Annotated in this window: 15 protein-coding genes; 4 read left to right on the forward strand and 11 right to left on the reverse strand. The window is 37.2% G+C overall.

Translation table 11 applies throughout. The annotated features are described in order from the left end of the window. Positions 1 to 8 precede the first annotated feature (8 nt). On the forward strand, positions 9 to 1,259 hold the full coding sequence (locus J2X31_RS14440) for an erythromycin esterase family protein (protein ID WP_310027602.1): 1,251 nt from the start codon (positions 9 to 11) through the stop codon (positions 1,257 to 1,259). Position 1,260: 1 nt separating this feature from the next. On the opposite strand, the gene J2X31_RS14445 is transcribed toward J2X31_RS14440, so the two are convergent. After that, positions 1,261 to 2,127 (reverse strand): DMT family transporter, encoded by an 867-nt coding sequence (locus tag J2X31_RS14445; protein WP_310027603.1) that lies wholly within the window; start codon positions 2,125 to 2,127, stop codon positions 1,261 to 1,263. 122 nt (positions 2,128 to 2,249) lie between these two features. Between J2X31_RS14445 and J2X31_RS14450 the strand changes: the two genes are divergently transcribed. Further along, on the forward strand, positions 2,250 to 2,804 hold the full coding sequence (locus J2X31_RS14450) for a heavy-metal-associated domain-containing protein (protein ID WP_310027604.1): 555 nt from the start codon (positions 2,250 to 2,252) through the stop codon (positions 2,802 to 2,804). Positions 2,805 to 2,865: 61 nt separating this feature from the next. On the opposite strand, the gene gldD is transcribed toward J2X31_RS14450, so the two are convergent. The 4 genes from gldD to mutY form a co-directional block, all read right to left on the reverse strand. Continuing rightward, positions 2,866 to 3,429, reverse strand: coding sequence for a gliding motility lipoprotein GldD (gene gldD, locus J2X31_RS14455; protein WP_310027605.1), 564 nt, complete (start codon positions 3,427 to 3,429; stop codon positions 2,866 to 2,868). Positions 3,430 to 3,445: 16 nt separating this feature from the next. After that, the gene (locus J2X31_RS14460) at positions 3,446 to 4,744 is read right to left on the reverse strand and encodes a gliding motility-associated protein GldE (RefSeq protein ID WP_310027606.1); all 1,299 of its coding nucleotides are present in this window, start codon (positions 4,742 to 4,744) and stop codon (positions 3,446 to 3,448) included. Between the two features lie 23 nt (positions 4,745 to 4,767). Beyond that, positions 4,768 to 5,199: a single-stranded DNA-binding protein gene (locus J2X31_RS14465; RefSeq protein ID WP_310027607.1), complete on the reverse strand. Its 432-nt coding sequence runs from the start codon at positions 5,197 to 5,199 to the stop codon at positions 4,768 to 4,770. Positions 5,200 to 5,436: 237 nt separating this feature from the next. Then, positions 5,437 to 6,492: an A/G-specific adenine glycosylase gene (mutY, locus tag J2X31_RS14470; RefSeq protein WP_310027609.1), complete on the reverse strand. Its 1,056-nt coding sequence runs from the start codon at positions 6,490 to 6,492 to the stop codon at positions 5,437 to 5,439. Between the two features lie 133 nt (positions 6,493 to 6,625). On the opposite strand from mutY, the gene J2X31_RS14475 reads away from it, so the two are divergent. Further along, on the forward strand, positions 6,626 to 6,916 hold the full coding sequence (locus tag J2X31_RS14475) for an HU family DNA-binding protein (RefSeq protein ID WP_026703531.1): 291 nt from the start codon (positions 6,626 to 6,628) through the stop codon (positions 6,914 to 6,916). Between the two features lie 374 nt (positions 6,917 to 7,290). Continuing rightward, complete coding sequence (locus J2X31_RS14480; RefSeq protein WP_310027611.1) at positions 7,291 to 8,835, forward strand: Rne/Rng family ribonuclease; 1,545 nt, start codon at positions 7,291 to 7,293, stop codon at positions 8,833 to 8,835. A 148-nt stretch (positions 8,836 to 8,983) separates the two neighbouring features. Here the strand turns inward: J2X31_RS14480 and pbpC are convergent, their stop codons facing one another. The 6 genes from pbpC to rsmA form a co-directional block, all read right to left on the reverse strand. Next, positions 8,984 to 11,359 carry a penicillin-binding protein 1C gene (gene pbpC / locus J2X31_RS14485; protein WP_310027612.1) on the reverse strand — a complete coding sequence of 792 codons (2,376 nt, stop codon included), beginning with the start codon at positions 11,357 to 11,359 and terminating at the stop codon, positions 8,984 to 8,986. 202 nt (positions 11,360 to 11,561) lie between these two features. Next, on the reverse strand, positions 11,562 to 12,155 hold the full coding sequence (locus tag J2X31_RS14490; protein ID WP_310027613.1) for a transposase: 594 nt from the start codon (positions 12,153 to 12,155) through the stop codon (positions 11,562 to 11,564). A 90-nt stretch (positions 12,156 to 12,245) separates the two neighbouring features. After that, the gene (locus tag J2X31_RS14495; protein WP_310027615.1) at positions 12,246 to 17,750 is read right to left on the reverse strand and encodes an alpha-2-macroglobulin family protein; all 5,505 of its coding nucleotides are present in this window, start codon (positions 17,748 to 17,750) and stop codon (positions 12,246 to 12,248) included. A 300-nt stretch (positions 17,751 to 18,050) separates the two neighbouring features. Continuing rightward, positions 18,051 to 18,827, reverse strand: coding sequence for a pyrroline-5-carboxylate reductase (proC, locus tag J2X31_RS14500; protein WP_310027616.1), 777 nt, complete (start codon positions 18,825 to 18,827; stop codon positions 18,051 to 18,053). Positions 18,828 to 18,954: 127 nt separating this feature from the next. After that, positions 18,955 to 20,307, reverse strand: a complete 1,353-nt coding sequence (gene mgtE, locus J2X31_RS14505) for a magnesium transporter (protein ID WP_310027617.1) — start codon at positions 20,305 to 20,307, stop codon at positions 18,955 to 18,957. Next, positions 20,297 to 21,076: a 16S rRNA (adenine(1518)-N(6)/adenine(1519)-N(6))-dimethyltransferase RsmA gene (rsmA, locus tag J2X31_RS14510; protein ID WP_310027618.1), complete on the reverse strand. Its 780-nt coding sequence runs from the start codon at positions 21,074 to 21,076 to the stop codon at positions 20,297 to 20,299. Before rsmA ends, mgtE begins: the two co-directional genes overlap by 11 nt. Between the last annotated feature and the right edge of the window lie 62 nt (positions 21,077 to 21,138).

Below are 21,138 nucleotides of genomic sequence, written 5' to 3' on the forward strand. Positions count from 1 at the left end.
TAATAATTATGCATTCCAATCAAATTAAACTTTTATTTATTTTACTTTTTTCAAGCATCATTACTGCACAAAACAATAAAGTAATTGATTGGGTAAATCAAAATGCGATTGCACTATCCGACAGGGATTTCAAGAACGATTTGAATATTTCAAGGGAACAATTAAGCCCGAATTTTATCAATGCCATTGTTTTTGGTTTTGGTGAGGCAACTCATCACAACAAGGAGTTTTTTGAAATGAAATCAAAATTTTTCAAATATTTGGTGCAAAATCAGGAAGTCAGAGTCTTTGTTATCGAAGAAAGTTTTGGAGCAAGCCATTTTATAAACGAATATCTGATGGGAAATGGTGGCGATTTGCTTCAGCTGATGTTGGGTCTAAAACAAGGAATATGGCAAAACCAGGAAGTTTTTGAATTGATTAGCTGGATGAAATCCTACAACGACACAAAAACAAATGCTGAAAAAATTCAATTTTATGGAAATGATTGTATGTTCAATTATGGAATTACAGCCATCATCAAGGATAAAATCCAACAGCAAAATATAGCAATAACATCCGAAGAAAAAGCACTGCTGGATTTCTTTTCAAAGCAATCTTTTCAGGATCAAGAAAAAACTATTCTTCAAGAAAAATTTAGTGCCGTAAAAGAATTGGGGACAAAAATAAGTGTAACTTCGAATGACATTAAGTTACGCGATGCTTTGAAGGCACTTGAACATTTTAGTGCTTTTCTAGTTAATCCCAATCAAGAAACAAGGGATAGGATTATGGCAGAAATCGTAGAAAAAATCCATAACCGTCAAAATGCAAAAATCTTCGTGTGGACCCACAATGACCACGTCAAGAAAACTGTTGTTTATAAAGACAAAACACCTTCAATGGGAAATTGGTTGCATCAAAAATACAAAGACCGGTATTATGCAATGGGCTTTGAGTTTGGAATTGGGAAACTCTTCGGTTTCAATGAGGGAAAGAAGGCATTTGAAAATGTGGTCTTGGAGGAACCTATAAAAAACACCAATTCAGAATTCTTCTTTAATGCAAATCACAATATCTTCTATTTTGATTTTAAAACGGCCAACCAAAATGAAGTCATGAATAAGTTTCTCTCCCAAAAAAGAGACTACATTCAAATTGGAGCTTATGGTCTTGTTTTAAAATACATAAAGTACAATTATATTTCAGAAAAATACAATGACATGTATGATGGTTTAATTTATATCAAGAAAATTAGTCCAAGAACATCGCTAAATTAAATTACTTCCTGGCCGACAAATAAACCCCAACCAAAACAATAAAAGCACCCAAAAACTGAATCCCGCTTAATGTTTCATGATCGAGAACACCCCAGAATATTGCGACAATCGGTAGCAAATAAGTTACCGAAGAAGCAAATATAGGCGACGAAATCTGAATCAATCTAAAATAAATCACATTGGCAATACATGTTCCCACAACAGCCAAAACACCAACATACAACATCGAAACCTGCACATCTGATTGATTAGCAATTTCAAAAAAATCAGTACAGCACAAGACTATTATGGCAGGAACCAGCAAAACCGCAAAATTACCTGTAGTAATGCTCAACGGATTCACATCCGAAAGGTATTTCTTAATCAAGTTGACATTCACTGCATAGCAAATGGCTCCCAAAATGGCCAAGGTTGCATACCAATAATTCTGTCCGGGATGGTTAACAGCTCCATTTAAAACCAACAAAATACATCCAATCAAACCAATAATGACTCCGAAAAGTTGTCGCTTTTGAAAACCCAGTCCAAAAACCAATGCACCAAGAACAAGTGTTCCCAAAGGCGTGAGTGAATTTAAAATGGCACTAACTGAACTGTCGATCTGGGTTTGAGCGATAGAGAAAAGATAGGCCGGGAAAAATGTTCCCATAAAAGCCGTCAAGGCAATGTATTTCCATTGATGCTGTCGGATGTTTTTCAAACTATTGAAACCAACAATCAAAAGAAAGGTTGATGCAAAAATCATCCTCAACGAACCAAGCTGAAACGGCGACAAACCTACAAGTCCGCGTTTTATAAGTATAAACGAGCTTCCCCAAATCAGCGAAAGCAAAATCAGCAAAACCCACTTGGATTGTCTGGATAGCATAATGAAAATTTTGTGTCGCAAAATTCTATTTTTTAAATGAATTTCGGCTTCTTTTTTTTACTAATTTTGTAAAACCTTTTAAACAAAGGAATTAAACCTAAACGTATTAAATTATATACATTATGAATTTCAAAAAATCATTTTTGGCTTTAGCCCTTGCGGGAATTTTATTTGCAAGTTGCAAACAAACTGCTACTGAACCAACAAAAGACGAAACTGCAACTACAGAAACCAGCACTACTGCCACACCAGGAAAAATTGAAACGGCAAGTTTCAGCATCGAAGGAATGTCGTGCGAGGTGATGTGTGCTTCAAAAATCCAAAAAGAATTGACCAAGACAGAAGGCGTTCAGAATGCAACTATAGATTTCGAAAAGAAAACGGCAACTGTAGAATATGATTCAGGGAAAACTACTCCTGAAAAATTGGTTGAAACTGTTGAAGCCGTTAATGGTGGAGATTCCTATAAAGTTTCAAACGTGAAATCTTCTGCCGATCAGGCGATGTTTTTCAAAGAAAAAGAGAAGAAAAAATCACGCAAACAGCGTAAAGCAGAAGAAAAAGCCGCTGCTGAAAAATCTTGCTCAACCGAAGAAGCTAAAAGCGACAAGCCGGGATGTTGCAAATCTAAAAAATCATGCTCTTCATCTGAAACAAAAAAAGAAAACACTTTATAATTTTAAATAGGATTGCATAAAAAAGGGAACTCAAATTTTTTGGGTTCCCTTTTTTTATGTTTTACTTCCATCTCAAACTTTCCATCAAGTTCTGCAAATCGTTCCGCACATAACTTGAAGCCGGCATGATTGAATCGAAATTGGGTTTTGTATAAAAATATACCGAACAATCAATAAAGTGTTTCGTGCTGTCGGTTACATAGAATCGGGTATTGGTTGCTGTATTTCCATTAACCTGATAGAACATGCCAAACACCTTGTCATTAGGATTTCTAAAAGGCTGTTCAATGATGTCATCGGCTTTAACCACGTGTTTGTAGGTTAACGTTTGGGCATCGGTTAAAAGGCTGTCAATATTATTCGTTACGGGTTTGTAGGTGAGATAAATCGTTGCCTTCATTTTAGGATAATCAATTGAAAGATTGCAATTTCCATTTTGCTTCACTATTCCTTCTGTATTCAAATCAAACGTAAACGGACAATTGGTTTCATAACGAACATATTCTGCAACCGGATAATCCAATCGCAACTGACTTGCTGGTTTTGGCACTGCATCATCTTTACAACTTATAACACAAATTATAATTGCCGAAAACAGAGCAACCGAAATACTATTTTTAAGCATTCTATGATTTTATTTTTTAGCTAAGTGTAACCTTAACTTGTTTTATTCTTTTTTTATCTACCGTTTCGATGGTAAAAATACAATCATCAAAAGGAACCTTTTGTCCTTTTTTAGGAAAATTGCCTAAAATTTCCAAAATCAGTCCGGCCAGTGTTTCTGCTTCGCCTTTTTGTTCTTCAAAAACTTCTTCGTTTACAGATACAATCCGGTAGAAATCCTTTAAATAAATCTTTCCTTCAAAAAGAAAATTCTTGTCGTCAATCTGCGAGAAATTAATATTTTCATCATCAAATTCATCGCTGATGTCGCCCACAATTTCTTCAATAATATCTTCTAACGAAACCAATCCTGATGTTCCTCCATATTCATCGACAACAATCGCCAAATGATTTTTCATGCCTTGAAAATCTTTCAAGAGATTGTCCAGTTTCTTGTTTTCGGGTACAAAGAAAGGTTCTCGCATCAATGTTTTCCAATCATATTCTTTTTTATCGATAAACGGAATAAGATCTTTCACAAACAAAACGCCTTCGATATGATCAATATTGTCCCGATAGACCGGAATTCTCGAAAAACCTTTATCTACAATCTTTGGGAATATTTCCTCGAAAGTCTCCTCAATTTCCAAGGCAAAAATATCTATCCTCGGACTCATGACTTGCTTGGTATCTGTATTTCCAAAGGAAACTATTCCTTCTAAAATTTTTTGTTCGTCGGATGAAGTTTCTTCAGAAGATGTTAATTCCAAGGCTTGGGATAATTTATCTACAGAAAAATTAGATTTTTCTTTGCCTAATTTTTTCTGCAAATAAATCGTCAACGATCGCATGGGTAAACTTATTGGCGAAAGAAATTTATCTAAAACAAAAATGGGATATGCGATAGTTTTTGCAAATTTCACATTGTTTCTACTTGCATAAATTTTTGGAAGTACTTCGCCAAAAAACAAGATCAGAAAAGTGATAAAAAGTATTTCAGTAAAAAATTTTAGCCAAGACGAACTGATAAAATCAAAAATAGTCCTGCCTAAAAAGGAAAACAGGACTACAATACTGATGTTTATAAAATTATTAGCAACGAGCAATGTTGCTAATAATTTTTTGGGTTTTTCTAGTAATTTGGAGATAATTTGCATCTTCCTTGGGTTTTCTTGAGAAGCATCGTCCAAATCCTTTTGGGACAAGGAAAAAAATGCGACTTCGGCACCTGAAACTATTGCTGCAAAAAACAACAGCAAAAATATGCCGATGAAACCAAGAATTAAATTAGCATCTAAAGTTTGAAAAAAATCTAAACTGGGAGGCTCGGGATCCAAATTAAAAAGAATTGGTTAAACAATTAAAACGGCATGTCGTTATCAGGCAACATACTGTCGTCATAAGAACTATTCTTTGGCGTTGGGATTGGGCTTGATTTTACACCTTCAGAATCTTTTTTCAAGCTCAAGAACGTAAATTCTGTAACTTGAATTTCTGTGGTATATTTTTGAGCTCCATCTTCTGTTTGCCATTGACGGGATTTGATTCGTCCTTCAACATATATCTTATCACCTTTAGAAAGGTATTTTTCGCAAATTTCGGCAGCTTTGTTTCTAACAACAAGATTGTGCCACTCGGTTGAATTAATTTTTTCTCCAGTGCTTTTATTGATGTAAGTCTCATTAGTTGCCAACGGAAACCTACCGATGCAATTACCTCCTTCGAAATAATGCATTTTTACTTCATCTCCTAGATGTCCAATTAGCGTAACTTTATTTATCGTTCCATTCATTTTGTGGGGGTATTTTTATTTTCAAATATAGTAATTATTTTAAAATAACAATTTAAAGTTGATATATTTCAAACCGTTGTTATTTAAATAATTACAACCTCATTTACTTAAACTTTTAAAATTTTAGTCTTTTTTCGGATTAGAAAATGTCTAGCTGAAGCATTTTTTTTGTATATTTTTTAACAACGATGACATCTAAATCATAAACCAAATTATAAAATAATGACGATTTACTATTTATTCGTCTTTCTTCCTATCCAAGAACTTTTCAATAAAGTTATAAATAACTATCGGAAAAGGAAAGGTTTTCAGAAGAGAATTATTTATTCCTTTTTCAATAAAACCATAAACCTCTATTTTCCAAAACTTTATATTTAGATTTTGATGAGAAAGTTTATGCATTTGGGCTTTGGAATTCATCTCTATGATAGAAAGAAGAGGGTTTTCTACGAACCTATTTTGCACGATTTCAATTGAAATTGTCTCAATATCAACTTCTGATTCTGTTTCAATCAATGGAAATTCATACAGATTGTGCCAAATTCCTTTATTGGTGCGTTTCTGAATAATAGTTTTTTCTTCTTCATCTTCAAAAATCAAATAATTAAAAAACCGATTCGTAACTTTTGTCTTCTTTAATTTCACTGGAAGTTGGTGAACTTTATTCAATTTCAAAGCCAAACATCCCTCGTTCATTACACAACTTCCACAATCCGGACTTTTAGGAACACATTGAAGTGCTCCAAATTCCATAATTGCCTGATTGAAAATGGCTGGAGTATCTTTTGGCATCAACTCCAAAGCCAGTTCTTGGAAAATTTTTCTTGAGGTTGGTTGCGAAATATCGGCATCAATATCAAAAACACGCGACAAAACCCTGAAAACATTTCCATCAACAACTGGAACCGCTTCATTAAAGGAAAAAGAAGCAATTGCCGAAGCCGTATAATCCCCTACTCCTTTTAATGAAAGTAGGTTTTTATAATTTTCGGGAAATTTTCCATTGAGCTCAAACGCTACATATTGTGCGGTTTTGTGAAGGTTTCTTGCCCGGGAATAATATCCGAGTCCTTGCCAAAGCTTCAAGACTTCTTGTTCTGAAGCTTTCGCCAAATCAAAAACGGTTGGAAAAGCTTCTGTGAAAGCAAAAAAATAGGGCATTCCTTGAGCCACTCGCGTCTGCTGAAGCATGATTTCGGAGAGCCAAATGAAGTAGGGGTCGCTGGTATTTCGCCAAGGCAAATCGCGTTTGTTTTGTAAATACCATTTTATTAATGAGTTAGAAAAATCCATGGGTAAATTTGAGTTAACAAAAGTAAAAGTTTATGTAATTAAAATTTAATGAATTAGGTTGATATATTGTTTTTTAAATTCATATATTTGCAACCTCAAAAAAAATAGTACATCAATATAAATTCGAAAGAAAATGACGAAAGCAGATATCGTAGCGAAAATTTCAGAAAAATTAGGTCTTGAAAAAGGAGATGTTCAAGCAACTGTTGAAACTTTTATGGAAGAAGTTAAAACTTCACTTGAAACCGGAGATAACGTTTATCTAAGAGGTTTTGGAAGTTTTATCATCAAAACAAGAGCTGAAAAAACAGGTAGAAATATCTCTAAAAACACTACAATCAAAATTCCTGCACATAATATTCCAGCCTTCAAACCTGCAAAAGTGTTTGTTGAAGGAGTAAAAACAAATAACGAAGCAAAATAAAACTAATTATTAATCACCAAAAATCGACAGATTATGCCAAGTGGTAAAAAAAGAAAAAGACATAAGGTAGCGACTCACAAACGTAAGAAAAGAGCGAGAGCTAACCGTCACAAGAAGAAAAAGTAGTTCTAAACTACTTTTTTCTTTTTAACGTTCATTGAAATATTGGATTTCAGATTTTAGATTTTAGATTTTCAGATTGCCCGAAAAACTGAATACTACAAAACTGACTTCCATTCGGGTACAAACCTGTTTAATTATTGTTTAATCCATCCTGGCTATGATTTAGGATTGTGGATTTTAGATTTAGGATTTCAAAATCCCAATTCGTAAATCCTAAATCCCAAATAACGGTTCGGATAAAAATTTACAGTGTGAATAAAGAATTAATCATCAGATCTAGTTCGGAAGCCGTAGATTTTGCCTTATTAAAAGATGGAAAATTAGTTGAATTACACAAACAGGAAGAAAAAAGCAACTTTCAGGTTGGCGATATCTTTATTGCCAAAATCAGAAAACCAGTTGCCGGGTTAAATGCCGCTTTTGTAAATGTAGGCTTCGAAAAAGATGCCTTCCTGCATTATCACGATTTAGGACCCAATTTGGCTTCCCAATTGAAATTCATCAAGCTTGTTAGCACAGGTAAAATAAAAGATTTCTCCTTAAAAAACTTTCAGTTTGAGAAAGAGATTGACAAAAATGGCGTTGTAACTGATGTTCTCAGTGCCAATCAATCAATTTTAGTACAAGTCGTAAAAGAACCTATATCTACCAAAGGCCCAAGAATCAGTTCAGAACTGTCACTTGCAGGTAGATTTATTGTTCTCGTTCCTTTTTCTGACAGAGTTTCGATATCACAAAAAATCGAATCCAAAGAAGAAAAAGAGCGTCTTAAACGATTAGTACAATCCATCAAGCCTAAAGGATTCGGTGTTATTGTTAGAACAGTAGCCGAAGGCAAAAAAGTCGCAGAATTAGAAAAAGACTTAACAACATTGCTCGACAGATGGTCGGGAATGTGTAAAAAATTACCAACTGCTCATCATCCATCAAAAATTTTAGGAGAACTCAACCGAGCTTCTTCTATCCTTAGAGATGTATTCAATGACACTTTCAGTGGCATTCACATAGATGACGAAGAGTTGTTTTATCAAACGAAGGACTATCTGCAAGAAATTGCACCTTCAAAACAATCAATCGTAAGGCATTATCAATCAAAGGATACGCCGATTTTCGAAAAATATAACATAGAGAAACAGATCAAAACTTCATTCGGGAAAACCGTCTCAATGAGCAAAGGTGCTTATTTGATAATTGAACATACAGAAGCTCTACACGTCATTGACGTAAACAGCGGAAACCGTTCCAATAAAGCAACCAATCAGGAAGACACAGCGCTTGAAGTCAATATGATTGCAGCCGCTGAAGTTGCACGCCAACTTCGCCTTAGAGATATGGGCGGTATCATAGTAGTCGATTTTATCGATATGTCTGATCCCGAAAATCGTAAAGTATTGTTTGAATTTCTTCGTGAAGAAATGAGCGATGATAAAGCCAAACACAAGATTTTGCCTCCAAGTAAATTTGGATTAGTTCAGATAACAAGGCAAAGAGTTAGACCAGAAGTCAACATCAAGACTAGAGAAGAAGACCCCAACAATGAAAATGGGGAAATTGAAGCTCCAATCCTGATCATCGACAAAATCACGTCTGACCTTGAAAGAATATTGAAAATCCATAAAAAAGTTGCACTAAATGTTCACCCTTTTGTAGCAGCCTATTTATCAAAAGGTTTTCCATCCATGCGTTCGAAATGGTTTTTTGAACACAAAAAATGGATTAAGATCATACCGCGAAATGCGTATACGTTCTTGGAATACCACTTCTTTGATAGAGATGGAAATGAAATAACAGATTAATTTAGAAACCGTCTCGTTTATTATAACGAGACGGTTTTTTTATTTGAAGCTATTCCGGCTATCCACTTCAATCTTTTCTTTTTTTAAAGAAAAAAAAGAAAAGGATTTACGCTACTATCCGGGCTAGGGCATTCGGTTTCAAAAGAAGCTATTCACTAATAATCTCAATCTTCCTTCTAATTTCGTTCCCAAAAGCATCCACAACCGTAATGTAATGAATACCCGAACTCGGTTCAATCGCCATTTCGTGAAAGGTTTTGGTTGTACCCTTGAAAAGATTATCCACATACCAATACAACTCCGTTTCCCTTTGAGAATGGGCTACTTTTAAAATTACCGGCTGAATTTCACTATTGAAATTCTTGGTCAGATAGATTTTACTGTTCATCTTTGGATAAATAAAATCCATCGACACGGTTTGTGTTGCAATACAATCTTCCCGGAAAGGCGGTAAGGTTTGGTATTCAATATGCTGACTTTTATAATACCATTCCATCACAGGAGGCAAAACAAACCATGATTTGGTTATGATGTTTTCTATATTTTCACAACTGCTGTTCACTCGAAACTGTTGTGTTTTATCCACATGAATCGTTTTATGATACGGACAAACTGTTGTCGTTTTACCTTTCAGCGAAACCATCTGCTTGATTTTTGGACAATTCTCTTGAGCCAAATGTCCGCTTAAACTGCAAACTTCCACTTCTTCCAAATCATTCAAAGGTGTAGCAAACCCTTTTTTTCTTGGTAATACATTGAAGACATCAAAAAGAATAGGTGCCGCACTCGAAACTCCTGTCAATGTTGGCCTTCCTTCGCCAGAGGCATTTCCAACCCAAACTCCAACCACATATCTTGAATTGGTTCCGATGGCCCAAGCATCACGGTTTCCGAAGCTGGTTCCCGTTTTCCATGCAATCTTTTGAGAACTGTCATAAAACCTCCAAGCCTCATCGCCCTCTGGCCTATTCACTTCTTCCATCGCATTATACGTGAGCCAAATAGCTCCAGCTCCAACAATGGTTTTCTGATAACTTTCTTTTCCGAAATCAGGTTCAAAATCACTTTGATAATTTAATTCAGTAAATTCATTTTTCCGGTATTTTCCTTGATTTTTATTGAAATAATCCACAGTTGATGACATTCCCGCATACGTCCTGCACAAATCCCACAAATTACTTTCGGCTCCACCTAAAATCAACGATAAACCATAATGATTAGGTGGTTTGGAAATATCTTTCAGCTTGAATTTCTGCAATTCTTCATAAAACTTATTGACTCCAAAATCCTGCAACATCAAAACGGCCGGAATATTCAAAGACCTCGACAAGGCCCGATGAGCCGGAACCGCTCCATCAAAAGTTAGATTGAAATTCTCCGGAGTATATCCTGATATCTGTGTGGGAACATCGGCTATCAAAGTGTTGGGCAACAAAGCACCTTCATCCAACATTGAAGCATACAACAAAGGTTTCAGAATACTTCCAGTGCTTCTTGGAGCTCCAATAATATCTACATCTTTTTGATGATTGGCATCGGTTGGAGCGTTTCCAACATAACTCATAATATTTCTATTGGAAACATCGATAACTAAAATCGCTAGATTATGCACTTCATTTTGCTTGTATTGGTTGTAATAATAGTTTGCAATTTGGTTTACACGGTTTTGCAAAGCGATTTCAACGGTCGTTTTTACTTTTTGACCTTCCTGTTTTTTTGAGATTCGTTGCAATAAATGTGGTGCAATTTGAGGCAAATCAAACGGTTTTTGTGGCAATGGTTCAGCAATTGAAAGCTCATAGGTTTGCTGGTCGATGATGCCTTCTTTTTGTAATTTCAATAAAAGTGCATCTCGCTTAATGCGTAATTTCTCCTGATTCTTTCCCGGATAAATCAAACTTGGAGCATTCGGCAAAACCGCCAAAGTCGCCGTTTGCGACCACGACAATTGATGTGATTGTACTCCGAAATAACGCCACGAAGCCATTTCTAAACCCACCACGTTTCCGCCAAATGGAGCATGTCCTGCATACAATTCTAAAATTTTTTCTTTTGAATGACGTAATTCTAGCCTTGTAGAAAGTAGTATTTCGATGACTTTTTCGAAATAAGTTCTGCCTTTTCCTTTTCTAGAAAGACGAATTACCTGTTGCGTCAATGTACTTCCACCACGAACTACTTTTCCCGCTTTCTGATTTTGACGAACAGCATTGAACATCGCCACCGGATTAAAACCGGGATGATTGTAGAAATATTGGTCTTCAAAATAAACAATACATTTCTTGAATTTATCCGGAACACTGTCGCTTGCAGGAAACCGCCATTGACCGTCACGGGCGATTTTGGCACCTAACAATTCGCCTTCTTTGCTTTCGATTACGGTTGAATAAGGTTCTTCAAATAAAGTTTTTGGCAAACAAAAATAATAACCTATCAAAAGCAGGAATGCGATTGAGGATTTTATTTTGTTGCGTTTTATCCAGTTGAGGATATGCTGAAAGAAAGATTTTATTTTCGTTTTCATTTTTAACACAAATCCCGAAACCTCGGGAACGAAGAAGGCACAAAGTTTACAAAGTAATTTTTCGAAATCCTAACAGGTTTTCAAAACCTGTTAGGTATTAATTTCATACAACTTAATAATTAATATCAGTAGGCGGTTGATTATAAAATATAGTAATCAAAAAGATACCTAACAGGTTTTGAAAACCTGTTAGGATTTACCTTTAAAATTCATCCATCTTATCAATCTCCTCCACTATATTATCATACTTAATCAAACTCTCATTATGACAATATTCAAAGTTTTGTTTTCCTCCAAAAAGTTCTAAAATATAGGCTCTGTCAATACTAGTTGGTTTATCAGAAAGGAAAGTTCCATACGAAGAATACGGATAACTTTTAAAATCATTCGTAAACTTATGCTTCACGGGATTAAGATGAACATACACAATCACTTGTTTCAAATAACCCTCATTATCTATCTTATTTCTCTGTAAATGCTCTTGAAAAAGACTTCCCGACCTTCCGTAACTGGTATTGATGCTTTTGGCATAAGCATTGAAAAAATTAGAAAAGGGCAAATGAATCTTATCTTGCAAAGCATCGGGCAAATCCTCCTTTGGCTTTATCCTAAGCACAATGTGAAAATGATTTTTTAATAAACAGTAGGCATAAACATCAGCAACTTGTAAGATGTATTTCTTTAAACGGAAAAGGAAAAAATTATAGTTTTTCTCCTCGATGAATATATCTTCTTTGTTGTTTCCTCGGTTGTAAATATGGTAATAATGACCTGCTTCGAAAGTTTCTTTGTGCATATAGTTTTGTTTTAATTTGAAATAAAACGAATTTGTTTTTAGATATAGAATACCTAACAGGTTTTGGAAACCTGTTAGGATATCACAATATTACTTCACAACCTCCACCCAAAATCCTTTGGTTCTCGCCAAGAAGGTATTATCATACATGGCTTCACATTGCAAACCTGGTAAATAATAGGTACCTAAATAAGAAGCATTCAACAGAACTCGGAATGTTTTGGTTTCATTGGATTTCATACTAAAATAGAAATTGGTTCTATCGTCTCGGATATCAATATAATCGGCAATATTGTTGGTTGCATCGCCATAATCTGTGAATCTCGTGTTGACGATTTCAAAACCTGAAGGCAGAATTTGTGTCAAGGCCACGTTTTCTACACGTTCATTTCTTTGATTTTTAACCGTTACTTCGGCAATAAATTCTGTTCCCTGATTGATTTTTGAAACATTGATGATGTTGCCTTTTCTGTCTTTGAAGACAATGTTTGCATCAACATTACTTTGAACAACTTGTTCCTGACCAACTGGCAGGATTCCGCTGTTGAGCAGTCTCACATAAAGGGCGTTGTCTTTATTGTTCTTAATCGTCACGCCATTATTTCCTGTTTTTACAGCTAAATCTCTATTTACTATTGATTTTGAGGTTTTTACAGTTTGATTTTTCCCATCATTGCTGTATTGAACATCGATACCTTTGCTTCCGTTGCTTAAGGCAAATTTCGACATGGCATACAAACAATAAGCCGTAGTTTGGGTACTCATCCATTGATTGCCTGACATTTGTTTGGCCAACTTGTTCGCCATTTCAAATGCTTTTTGTTTTTGGCCTAATAAAATTAAAGTTTCCAAAGCCATTGCACGGTTTCTATCACTCGAACCGTAATAATAGTAGTGGTATTTGCTGATTTCATCGTCAATTTTGCTTTTTGAAAGCAATGTCATTCCCGCCTGTTTCTGACCTGCGAGAACATAAGCCGATGCCAAACGAAGCTTGCTTTCATTGGAAATTCCAGTGGTTTCTCTCAATCGGTTCATCGATGATAAATCTGGAGAACCTGCCAAAGCCAAGGTATAAAGTCGGTAGGCTTGTGCCAAATCATTGCCGTATTGCGGAACGAATCGCCAGTTTTTAGCTTCTTTCTTCTGATAGGAAATCCATTTTGATTTGAAGTTTATTGGCAACACATAACCCTTTTTCTCTGCTTCCATCAAGAAATGTCCTGCATAGGAAGTTCCCCAATCGTCTGCGTTTTGATTTCCTGGCCAATACGCCAATCCCCCATTTGCCAATTGAAAGCTTCCCAAACGATTGATTCCTGCCGTTACATTTTTCTGGATACTGCTTTGTTGTGACGCACTCAAGTCAGCCACATCGCCCAAAAACAATTGAGGGAAACCAGCCGATGTGGTTTGCTCCACACAGCCATGAGGATAGGAAATCAAATACTGCAATCTTCTGTTGATGTCTATGGTTGGCATCGAGGAAACTTCAAGTTTGGCTTTGTTGCTTCCGCTTACGCCAAAGGTTTCCCACGAAATCGTCTTGGAACTGTTAGGCTCTAAAATCACATCCTGAAACACATTAGTAACTGGGTTCGGGTTTATCAAATCAATCTCAACATCGTAAGTAGATGTTTCGCTTCCTGAAGTGGCGATAATCTGTACTTTCCCGATTCCTGTTGCACTTCCAACAGCCAACTCAAAATAGGCCATCTTTTCATCAGGCTGAGTGAAATTCACGGTTTGAGTTGTAGCTCCATTAACTCGCAAGCCGTTATTCGTCTTGATTTGAACCGTTACATTTTTGACTTTATTTTCCATTGCAAAAACCGTTACCGGAATCGTTACTTTCTCGGATGGAGATATTTTTCGTGGCAACGAAGCCAATACCATCAACGGACTACGAACGGGTGTGGCTTTTTCGACGCTTCCGTAAGCACTTGTGTTGATGTCTCCAGCAACGACCATTGTTCGAACTGACCCTATATATTTTGGCAGTTGAATTTGATGCCTCTTGGTGTCTCCTTTTGGCAATACAAATGGCCCCAGATACACCACAACCGGTTTGAAACGATTGGCTTTCTTGGCTTTTCCGCCACCCAAATCCTCATCTCCACCGATGCTGAAAATCTGATTGATTTTTCCACCATAGGCACCAATAATATCATCATAAACATCCCAAGTTTTCACGCCAAGTGCTTCTCTTACATAAAAACTATTCCAAGCATTTGGTGTTTTGAAACGCGTTAAATCCAGCAAACCTTCATCTACAACTGCAATCGTATAAGTCATTGCTTTTCCTGATTTCTCCGAAACTTCCAAGCTAAATTTCTGTTCTGGCTTCAAGACATCTGGCATTGTAATTTTTGGTTCAAGAATCGTATTCTTGTCAATCACTTCAATCGGAATGATGCCATACATCCTGATTGGCGAATCGTTTTTAGTTGTGGCGTGAGGTTGCAACAACGTGATATTGAAATACACATTCGGAGCCATTCCGGCCGTAATTGGAACCTCTACTTTTGTTTCGCCTTTTGTGGTTTGTGTCCAAACGGTTTGCACTACTTTCGAACCATTTTCAACCGAAATCAGAGCCCTGCCTCCTTGACTCGATGGGAACGAAAGCTTCGCCACTTCGCCAACAGCATAGTTCTTTTTATCGGTAGAAAAAACCAACATATTTGCCGTTGTTGCATCTGTATTCTTGGTTTTACCGGACCACATTGGCCAATCGATTAAAACCGTTTGAGCCGTGGCGTGACCATCGTCTCCGTCTTGAACACGAACCAAATATCGGCCCCATTCCTCATCGGTTACAGAAAATTGGAAACTTCCCTTTCCTGAAGCATCGGTATTTACATAAAAACTCTTGAAGGAAGTAGTTGCATTCGAAGAACTATAATTCGACAAATTATCATACGAAGCATCCCACCACCAACGCCATTCGACTTTATAAACACGAACTTCTAGGTTTCTTACGGATTTCGGACGGCCGTTTTCATCTACTGTAACCACTTCGAAACGGTTGTTTTTTCTTGTTTCGAGCATTCCATATTTGTTAGGTTCTGGTGATTTTATGCCTACATAAGTATCGTATGGAGAATAAGTTGTCGCCATAACATCGGTACTGAAATCGCCTCCTTCTTCATATACTTTTGTGATGAAGGAAGCCTTCAACATTCCTGGTGCTTGTCCGTTCAATTTTGGATTGATGTTAACCGAGGCTCTTCCGTATTCGTCAATCTTACCAGAGAAAATATTGATCTCTTCGGTGCTGAATTTTCTAACCACATCATCAAAAACATAATTGTTGTAATTTTTGAATGTAGTATTTTGTTGCGAAAACTTTGCCTGCATTTCTACTTTTAAATTCTTGGCAATCGCTCCGTGAAGCCAAGTCACTTCGAGATTGCTTGTGTTTGGATAAGAAGAAGAAAGAACTGCATTTTTGAACGTATTCTTGATTTTTAGACGGTTCGGCTTGATGGTTTCAATCTTGATGTTCTTAAAGAATTTCGCACCACCAACACTTACCATCGCTTCCCAACTTCCCGTTGGAGCATCTGAACTTGTTGGTACCACAAAAGCATAATGGTTCAAATCGTTTGCTTTTTTGACCGTTTCATAGGTTACTTTTCCTCTTGGATCCGTCAAGCGGAATTTTATCGGGTGGGATTTTGGCAGTTTGTTTGCTTGGTCATTCAATATAAACGATAAATACAAATTATCGCCAGGTCGCCAAACGCCACGTTCACCATAAATATAGCCTTTTAGTCCTTTTTGCAATACTTCTCCAGCTACATCAAAATTACTGACCGACAATGAAGTACCATCGTCCAATTTCACGTAAGTGCTGTTATCGCCGTGCGTCACAATAGCAAAATAGGCAAACCCTTTCAATTGGAAATTCGCAAGTCCTTCTGAATTGGTCGTTGCCGAAGCCAATTTCTGCTGTTGGTAACTGTACACATCAACTGTTGCTCCAGAAACGGGTTCGGTGGTAACGATGTTGTTTACGGCAAAGAAATAGGATTTGTTTTCGCCTCTTTTGGCAATCACACCCAAATCCGAAGCTAAAATGTTGGTTCCAATAGTAGCGTTATAGAAATAGGAATTCGTACACGGGTCACGGCTTTCTCGCCAGTCGTAATCTTCGTAATCATAGTAGTAATAGTCGTCGTAACTACCGCTGTAATTTACGTCATTTTCATCGATTTCTTCTTGTTCAGTTCCATAATCCTGTTCCAAACTTTCGCATCTGTAAAGCGAATAAGCTTTTTTGAAGGTAAATTCTACTCGGTAAATCGCTCCTGGTTCTGGCGTTATTATTTTGGACAAATCCATTGCAAAGGTGTTCCATTTGCTGGTGTTAATCAAGGTATTTTGTTTCAGGTTGATGGTTTTTTTGGCAACTGGTTGAGCCACCCTTTTGAGGTTTCGAACCCCATTCAAATCGTTTTCCTGAAGGAATTGCAGAATGTTATTTTTATAAATCTTATATACTTTTACATCAACCGCCTTGAGGTTTACGGCTTCGAAATTAATCTTCAGGTTGTTTGAACTTGGCATGATCGTTCCGTTCTTGATGAAGCGAACATTTGGTTTAAGCTGGTCGAAAAGCACTTTCGTTGAAAAGTTTTTCTTCATCTTATAACCGTCTTCACTTTCAATTCCTTGGAAGACTTCTAGCAATAAATTCCCTTTTAAAGGTTCGTCAAAAAACACTTTCAGGATATTTCCTTGAATGGCATATTTGATATTTTCGGCCGTTTCAACCGAAACCAATCCTTGGAAATCCTGACCTTTCAACAATGGGTCAGAGAAGTTAATTAATAGTGTTTGGTTGCTGTTGTTTGCCACCTCAACATTCACGATGCTGAAATTATCCTTCCCGACAACGGTATAATTGATCTTGCCTTTTTGTTCGATATCAAAATCGCTTCCGTCGTATAAAATCTCCAAAGTCGAGTCTTCCACAAAACGCTGAATACTATCGACTACAAATTTGAATTCTGTTGGCGAACTCATGGCTTTATCAAACTTTATCTTCAGTTTCTTGCCTTTTTGTTCGGCAGAAATGATTTTCTGAGCCGTCTCCAAATCCATGTCATCGGCGGTTTTCAGGGTGGCGTTCAAGTACTGATAGTCCTTGCTGTAGGATTGCACATCATTGGTTGTGATGATGAAATCCTGCTTGATGGTTTTCACCGTAAACTTAAAATCATCAAGTCCTTTTGGGGTGCCAATCAGTTTCGAAAGATGAAACGTTACCTGATATTCGGTGTTCTGGTCGAGTTTTTTTTCGGGCACAAAAGCCAGGGTGTTGTTGGATAGTGCGATGACTTTCCCGCCTATGCTTGGGGAAATATCAAACAAATCGATGTCTAAAACCTGATTGGCCTTCCACTCCTTTTTATCAAAAGCCAAAACCACACGGATGTCGGATTTGGAAGAAACCAAACCACCGGTGAAGTTGGTAATGAACTCCTTAAACAATGAAAAATCTGAATTGAATTCGGATGCAGATTTCTTACTGCATGCTTGAAACAATAAAAACACAAAAAACACGACAACCAATCCTTTCGTTTTCATTTTGATAAAGAGTTAAGAGTTACTAACAGCCAAGCTGATTAAGCCCATAACTGTTAAAGTTTGTTTTATATTGTAGTAAATATAAGTTATTTTGTAAAATTAATTTAGAAGAATTTTCATAAGGTAAAAAAGTTAAAAAACACAAGACAAATTGTATTCTTGGCGTTGGTTTCCGACAGCGAAGCTAGCCTCGATTGCAATGGAAATCCTTTTCTTCACTTGCCTTGGGTTTGACCCCAAGGCAAGTGAAGAAAAGATTGTAATGGAAAGCGGGATTAGCTCCTAAAAAACGGAATGAAATTATCCTTTTATCTTTTTTAGTGAAGTTTTAATGCCTTTTATGAGGGAAGAACTAAAGCCTTCGTGCTCCATTTCGTTCAAACCGACAATGGTACAGCCTTGAGGTGTCGTCACCCTGTCAATCAATTGTTCGGGATGCACGTTTTCCTCCATCAGCATCTTTGCAGCACCCATTACGGTTTGTGCCGCAATGGCCAATGCGGTCTGCGAATCGAAGCCAATTTCAATTCCGGCCTGCATCGAAGCACGGATGTAACGCAAGGCATAGGCGGTTCCGCAAGCTCCGAGAACCGTGGCGGCATCCATAAGTTTTTCGTCAATTACGGGAACAGTTCCTAAATTTTGAAACAATTCAATAACATTTTTTGATTGTTCTTTGTGCCTTTCGGCAAATGAAACGCAGGTTGCCGAGGCTCCAAATTGAGCGGCAATGTTGGGCATGATTCGGATGGCGGCGTGTTGTTCGCCAATTTTTTCCTGCAAGGCTTCGATGGAAAGTCCGCTAACGGCCGAAGCGATGGTTTTGTTGGAAATGACAGGTAGGATTTCGCCTAGAACCACATCCACCTGATAGGGTTTTGTGGTGAGAATGATGACATCTGCGGAAGCGATATCGTGTTTATTATCGGACGATACTGTGATGCCTTTTTCCTGCAAATAGGAAATTGTTTCTATGTTTCTTCTGGTTACAGTGATTTGGTTTCCTTGTGCATACTTTGATAATCCGAGTGCTATAGCCACTCCAAGATTTCCTCCTCCGATGATGTGTACTTTCATTTGTTAAAGATTGAAAGATTAAACGATTTTCAGATTGAAAGATAGGGAGTTTTTCCAACAAAAAGCAGTAAGTCGGAGAAATTAATTCGCAAAAGACCTAAAATAGGGTTTTATTTAACCAAATGATTTAAAATCCAAGAATAAGCTTGGCAATGGAGAAATAAATAAGGATTCCGCAAATATCGTTGCTTGTAGTGATGAACGGACCCGTAGCAAGTGCAGGGTCAATGCCGAATTTATCCAACATCAAGGGAATAAAAGTTCCAATTAAAGAAGCGATAATAATTACCGACATCAGGGAAATGGTTACGGTAAGCCCGATTTCATAGCTAACTCCAAGAAGCAAATGGCTTCCTAATAAAAGTATGGTCCCGAGGATAAAACCGTTCAGTAAACTCAAGCTTACTTCTTTTACGAGCCTGTTCCAGAGTGAACCTGTAATAGTATTGTTGGCCAAACCTTGCACGATAATCGCGGATGATTGTACACCAACATTTCCTGCCATAGCGGCAATTAGTGGTGTGAAGAAAAATAATTCCTTGTAGATTGCCATAGCATCTTGAAAACCTTCGAGCAACGTAACGCTGATGAAACCTCCCAAAAGTGCCAAAACCAGCCAAGGCAATCGTGCTTTTGTGAGTTCGATAACGCTGTCATCGGCCTCAACGTCTTGCGAGATACCTGCCGCCAACTGGTAATCCTTGTCGGCTTCGTCCTTGATTACATCCACGATATCATCGATGGTGACCCTGCCTACTAATCGGCCCATTTCATCGACTACCGGAACGGCTTCCAAGTCATACTTTTGCATGATTCGGGCTACCTCAACATCTTCATCATCGACTTTAACGAAATTGAGCTTTCGGATATAGACTTCGCTGATAGGCGTTTTGGTTGACGTGGTCAGCAAATCTTTCAAGGAAAGTCGGCCTTTTAATCGGTCTTCATCATCCACCACATAAATAGAATGTACTCTGGAAATGTTTTCGGCTTGGATTCGCATTTCTTTCACGCAAGTGAGAACGTTCCAGTTTTCGTTTACTTTCACGAGCTCCTTGTGCATGATTCCACCTGCGGTATCTTCGTCGTAACGTAAAAGTTCAACGATATCCTTTGCGTGTTCAACGTCCTGAAGCTCGGAGATTACTTCTTCTTTCTTGCTTTGAGAAAGTTCGGCGATGATATCGGCAGCGTCATTCGTTTCGAGTTCGTCCAGCTCTTCGGCAATCTCTTTTGGCGAAAGCCTGCTTAGGATGTTTTCACGTAAATCGTCGTCGAGTTCAAGCAGAATCTCGGCGGTTTTCTCGCTATCGAGTACCTTGAAAATATAGGTTGCTTCGTCAAAATCAAGTTCATCAAGGATTTCGGCAATATCGGCATGGTGCAAATCGTTCAATAAAACTTCTAATTGCTTATCGTTTTTGCTTTGAATGAGTTGCTCAACCTCTATTATAAAATCCTTACTGACTTTAAACTGCATCTGCTTCTATTTTTTTGGTAAGTTCGATGAAGTCCTGAACGGAAAGCTGTTCCGGACGGAGGTCAAAGATAGTATCTTCTCTTAAATTATCCGATAGATTTAATGTTTTTAAACTGTTACGTAATGTTTTTCGACGTTGTTGGAAGCCTGTTTTTACTACTGTGAAAAATAATTTTTCGCTACATGGCAACGTGAAATTTTCTTTTCTGCGTAAGCGTAAAACACCCGATTTTACTTTTGGTGGGGGAATGAAAACATCTTCGTTTACTGTGAATAGATATTCTGCTTCGTAAAAAGCCTGTACTAAAACCGAGAGGATTCCGTAGGCTTTTGTTCCTTTCTTTTCACATATTCTTTGAGCAACTTCCTTCTGGAACATTCCTGCAAATTCGGGAATCTGGTTGCGGTATTCCAAAGCTCGAAATACAATCTGAGTGGAAATATTATAGGGAAAATTGCCAATGATGGCGAATTGCTTTCCTTCGAAAATCTCATTGATGTTGTATTTCAAGAAATCTTTTGAGATAATTTTGCCGTGGAGTTTAGAATAGTTTTCGTCCAAATAGGTCACTGATTCCGTATCAATTTCTATTACATAGGTATTGATAGGTTTATCTAGCAAGTATTTTGTAAGCACTCCCATTCCTGGTCCGATTTCCAGAACATCCTGATAGCCTTCAAAGTTTAGTGTATCGGCAATGTCTTTTGCAATGCTTTCGTCTTTCAAGAAGTGTTGCCCGAGATGTTTCTTGGCTTTTACTTTTTCCATTTTAAAGTTTAGATTTTAGATTTCAAATTTTAGATTGTGGCAACCTAAACTTAAAATCTTGA

It is taken from the genome of Flavobacterium arsenatis (assembly GCF_031456785.1).
GTDB classification, from domain to species: Bacteria; Bacteroidota; Bacteroidia; order Flavobacteriales; family Flavobacteriaceae; genus Flavobacterium; species Flavobacterium arsenatis.

Coding starts and splice junctions, on each gene's coding strand:
- gldD (WP_310027605.1), bottom strand. CDS start 3,429: ATGCTTAAAAATAGTATTTCGGTTGCTCTGTTTTCGGCAATTATAATT.
- J2X31_RS14445 (WP_310027603.1), bottom strand. CDS start 2,127: ATGCTATCCAGACAATCCAAGTGGGTTTTGCTGATTTTGCTTTCGCTG.
- proC (WP_310027616.1), bottom strand. CDS start 18,827: ATGAAAGTACACATCATCGGAGGAGGAAATCTTGGAGTGGCTATAGCA.
- J2X31_RS14465 (WP_310027607.1), bottom strand. CDS start 5,199: ATGAATGGAACGATAAATAAAGTTACGCTAATTGGACATCTAGGAGAT.
- J2X31_RS14440 (WP_310027602.1), top strand. CDS start 9: ATGCATTCCAATCAAATTAAACTTTTATTTATTTTACTTTTTTCAAGC.
- pbpC (WP_310027612.1), bottom strand. CDS start 11,359: ATGAAAACGAAAATAAAATCTTTCTTTCAGCATATCCTCAACTGGATA.
- mgtE (WP_310027617.1), bottom strand. CDS start 20,307: ATGCAGTTTAAAGTCAGTAAGGATTTTATAATAGAGGTTGAGCAACTC.
- J2X31_RS14495 (WP_310027615.1), bottom strand. CDS start 17,750: ATGAAAACGAAAGGATTGGTTGTCGTGTTTTTTGTGTTTTTATTGTTT.
- J2X31_RS14490 (WP_310027613.1), bottom strand. CDS start 12,155: ATGCACAAAGAAACTTTCGAAGCAGGTCATTATTACCATATTTACAAC.
- rsmA (WP_310027618.1), bottom strand. CDS start 21,076: ATGGAAAAAGTAAAAGCCAAGAAACATCTCGGGCAACACTTCTTGAAA.
- J2X31_RS14475 (WP_026703531.1), top strand. CDS start 6,626: ATGACGAAAGCAGATATCGTAGCGAAAATTTCAGAAAAATTAGGTCTT.
- mutY (WP_310027609.1), bottom strand. CDS start 6,492: ATGGATTTTTCTAACTCATTAATAAAATGGTATTTACAAAACAAACGC.
- J2X31_RS14450 (WP_310027604.1), top strand. CDS start 2,250: ATGAATTTCAAAAAATCATTTTTGGCTTTAGCCCTTGCGGGAATTTTA.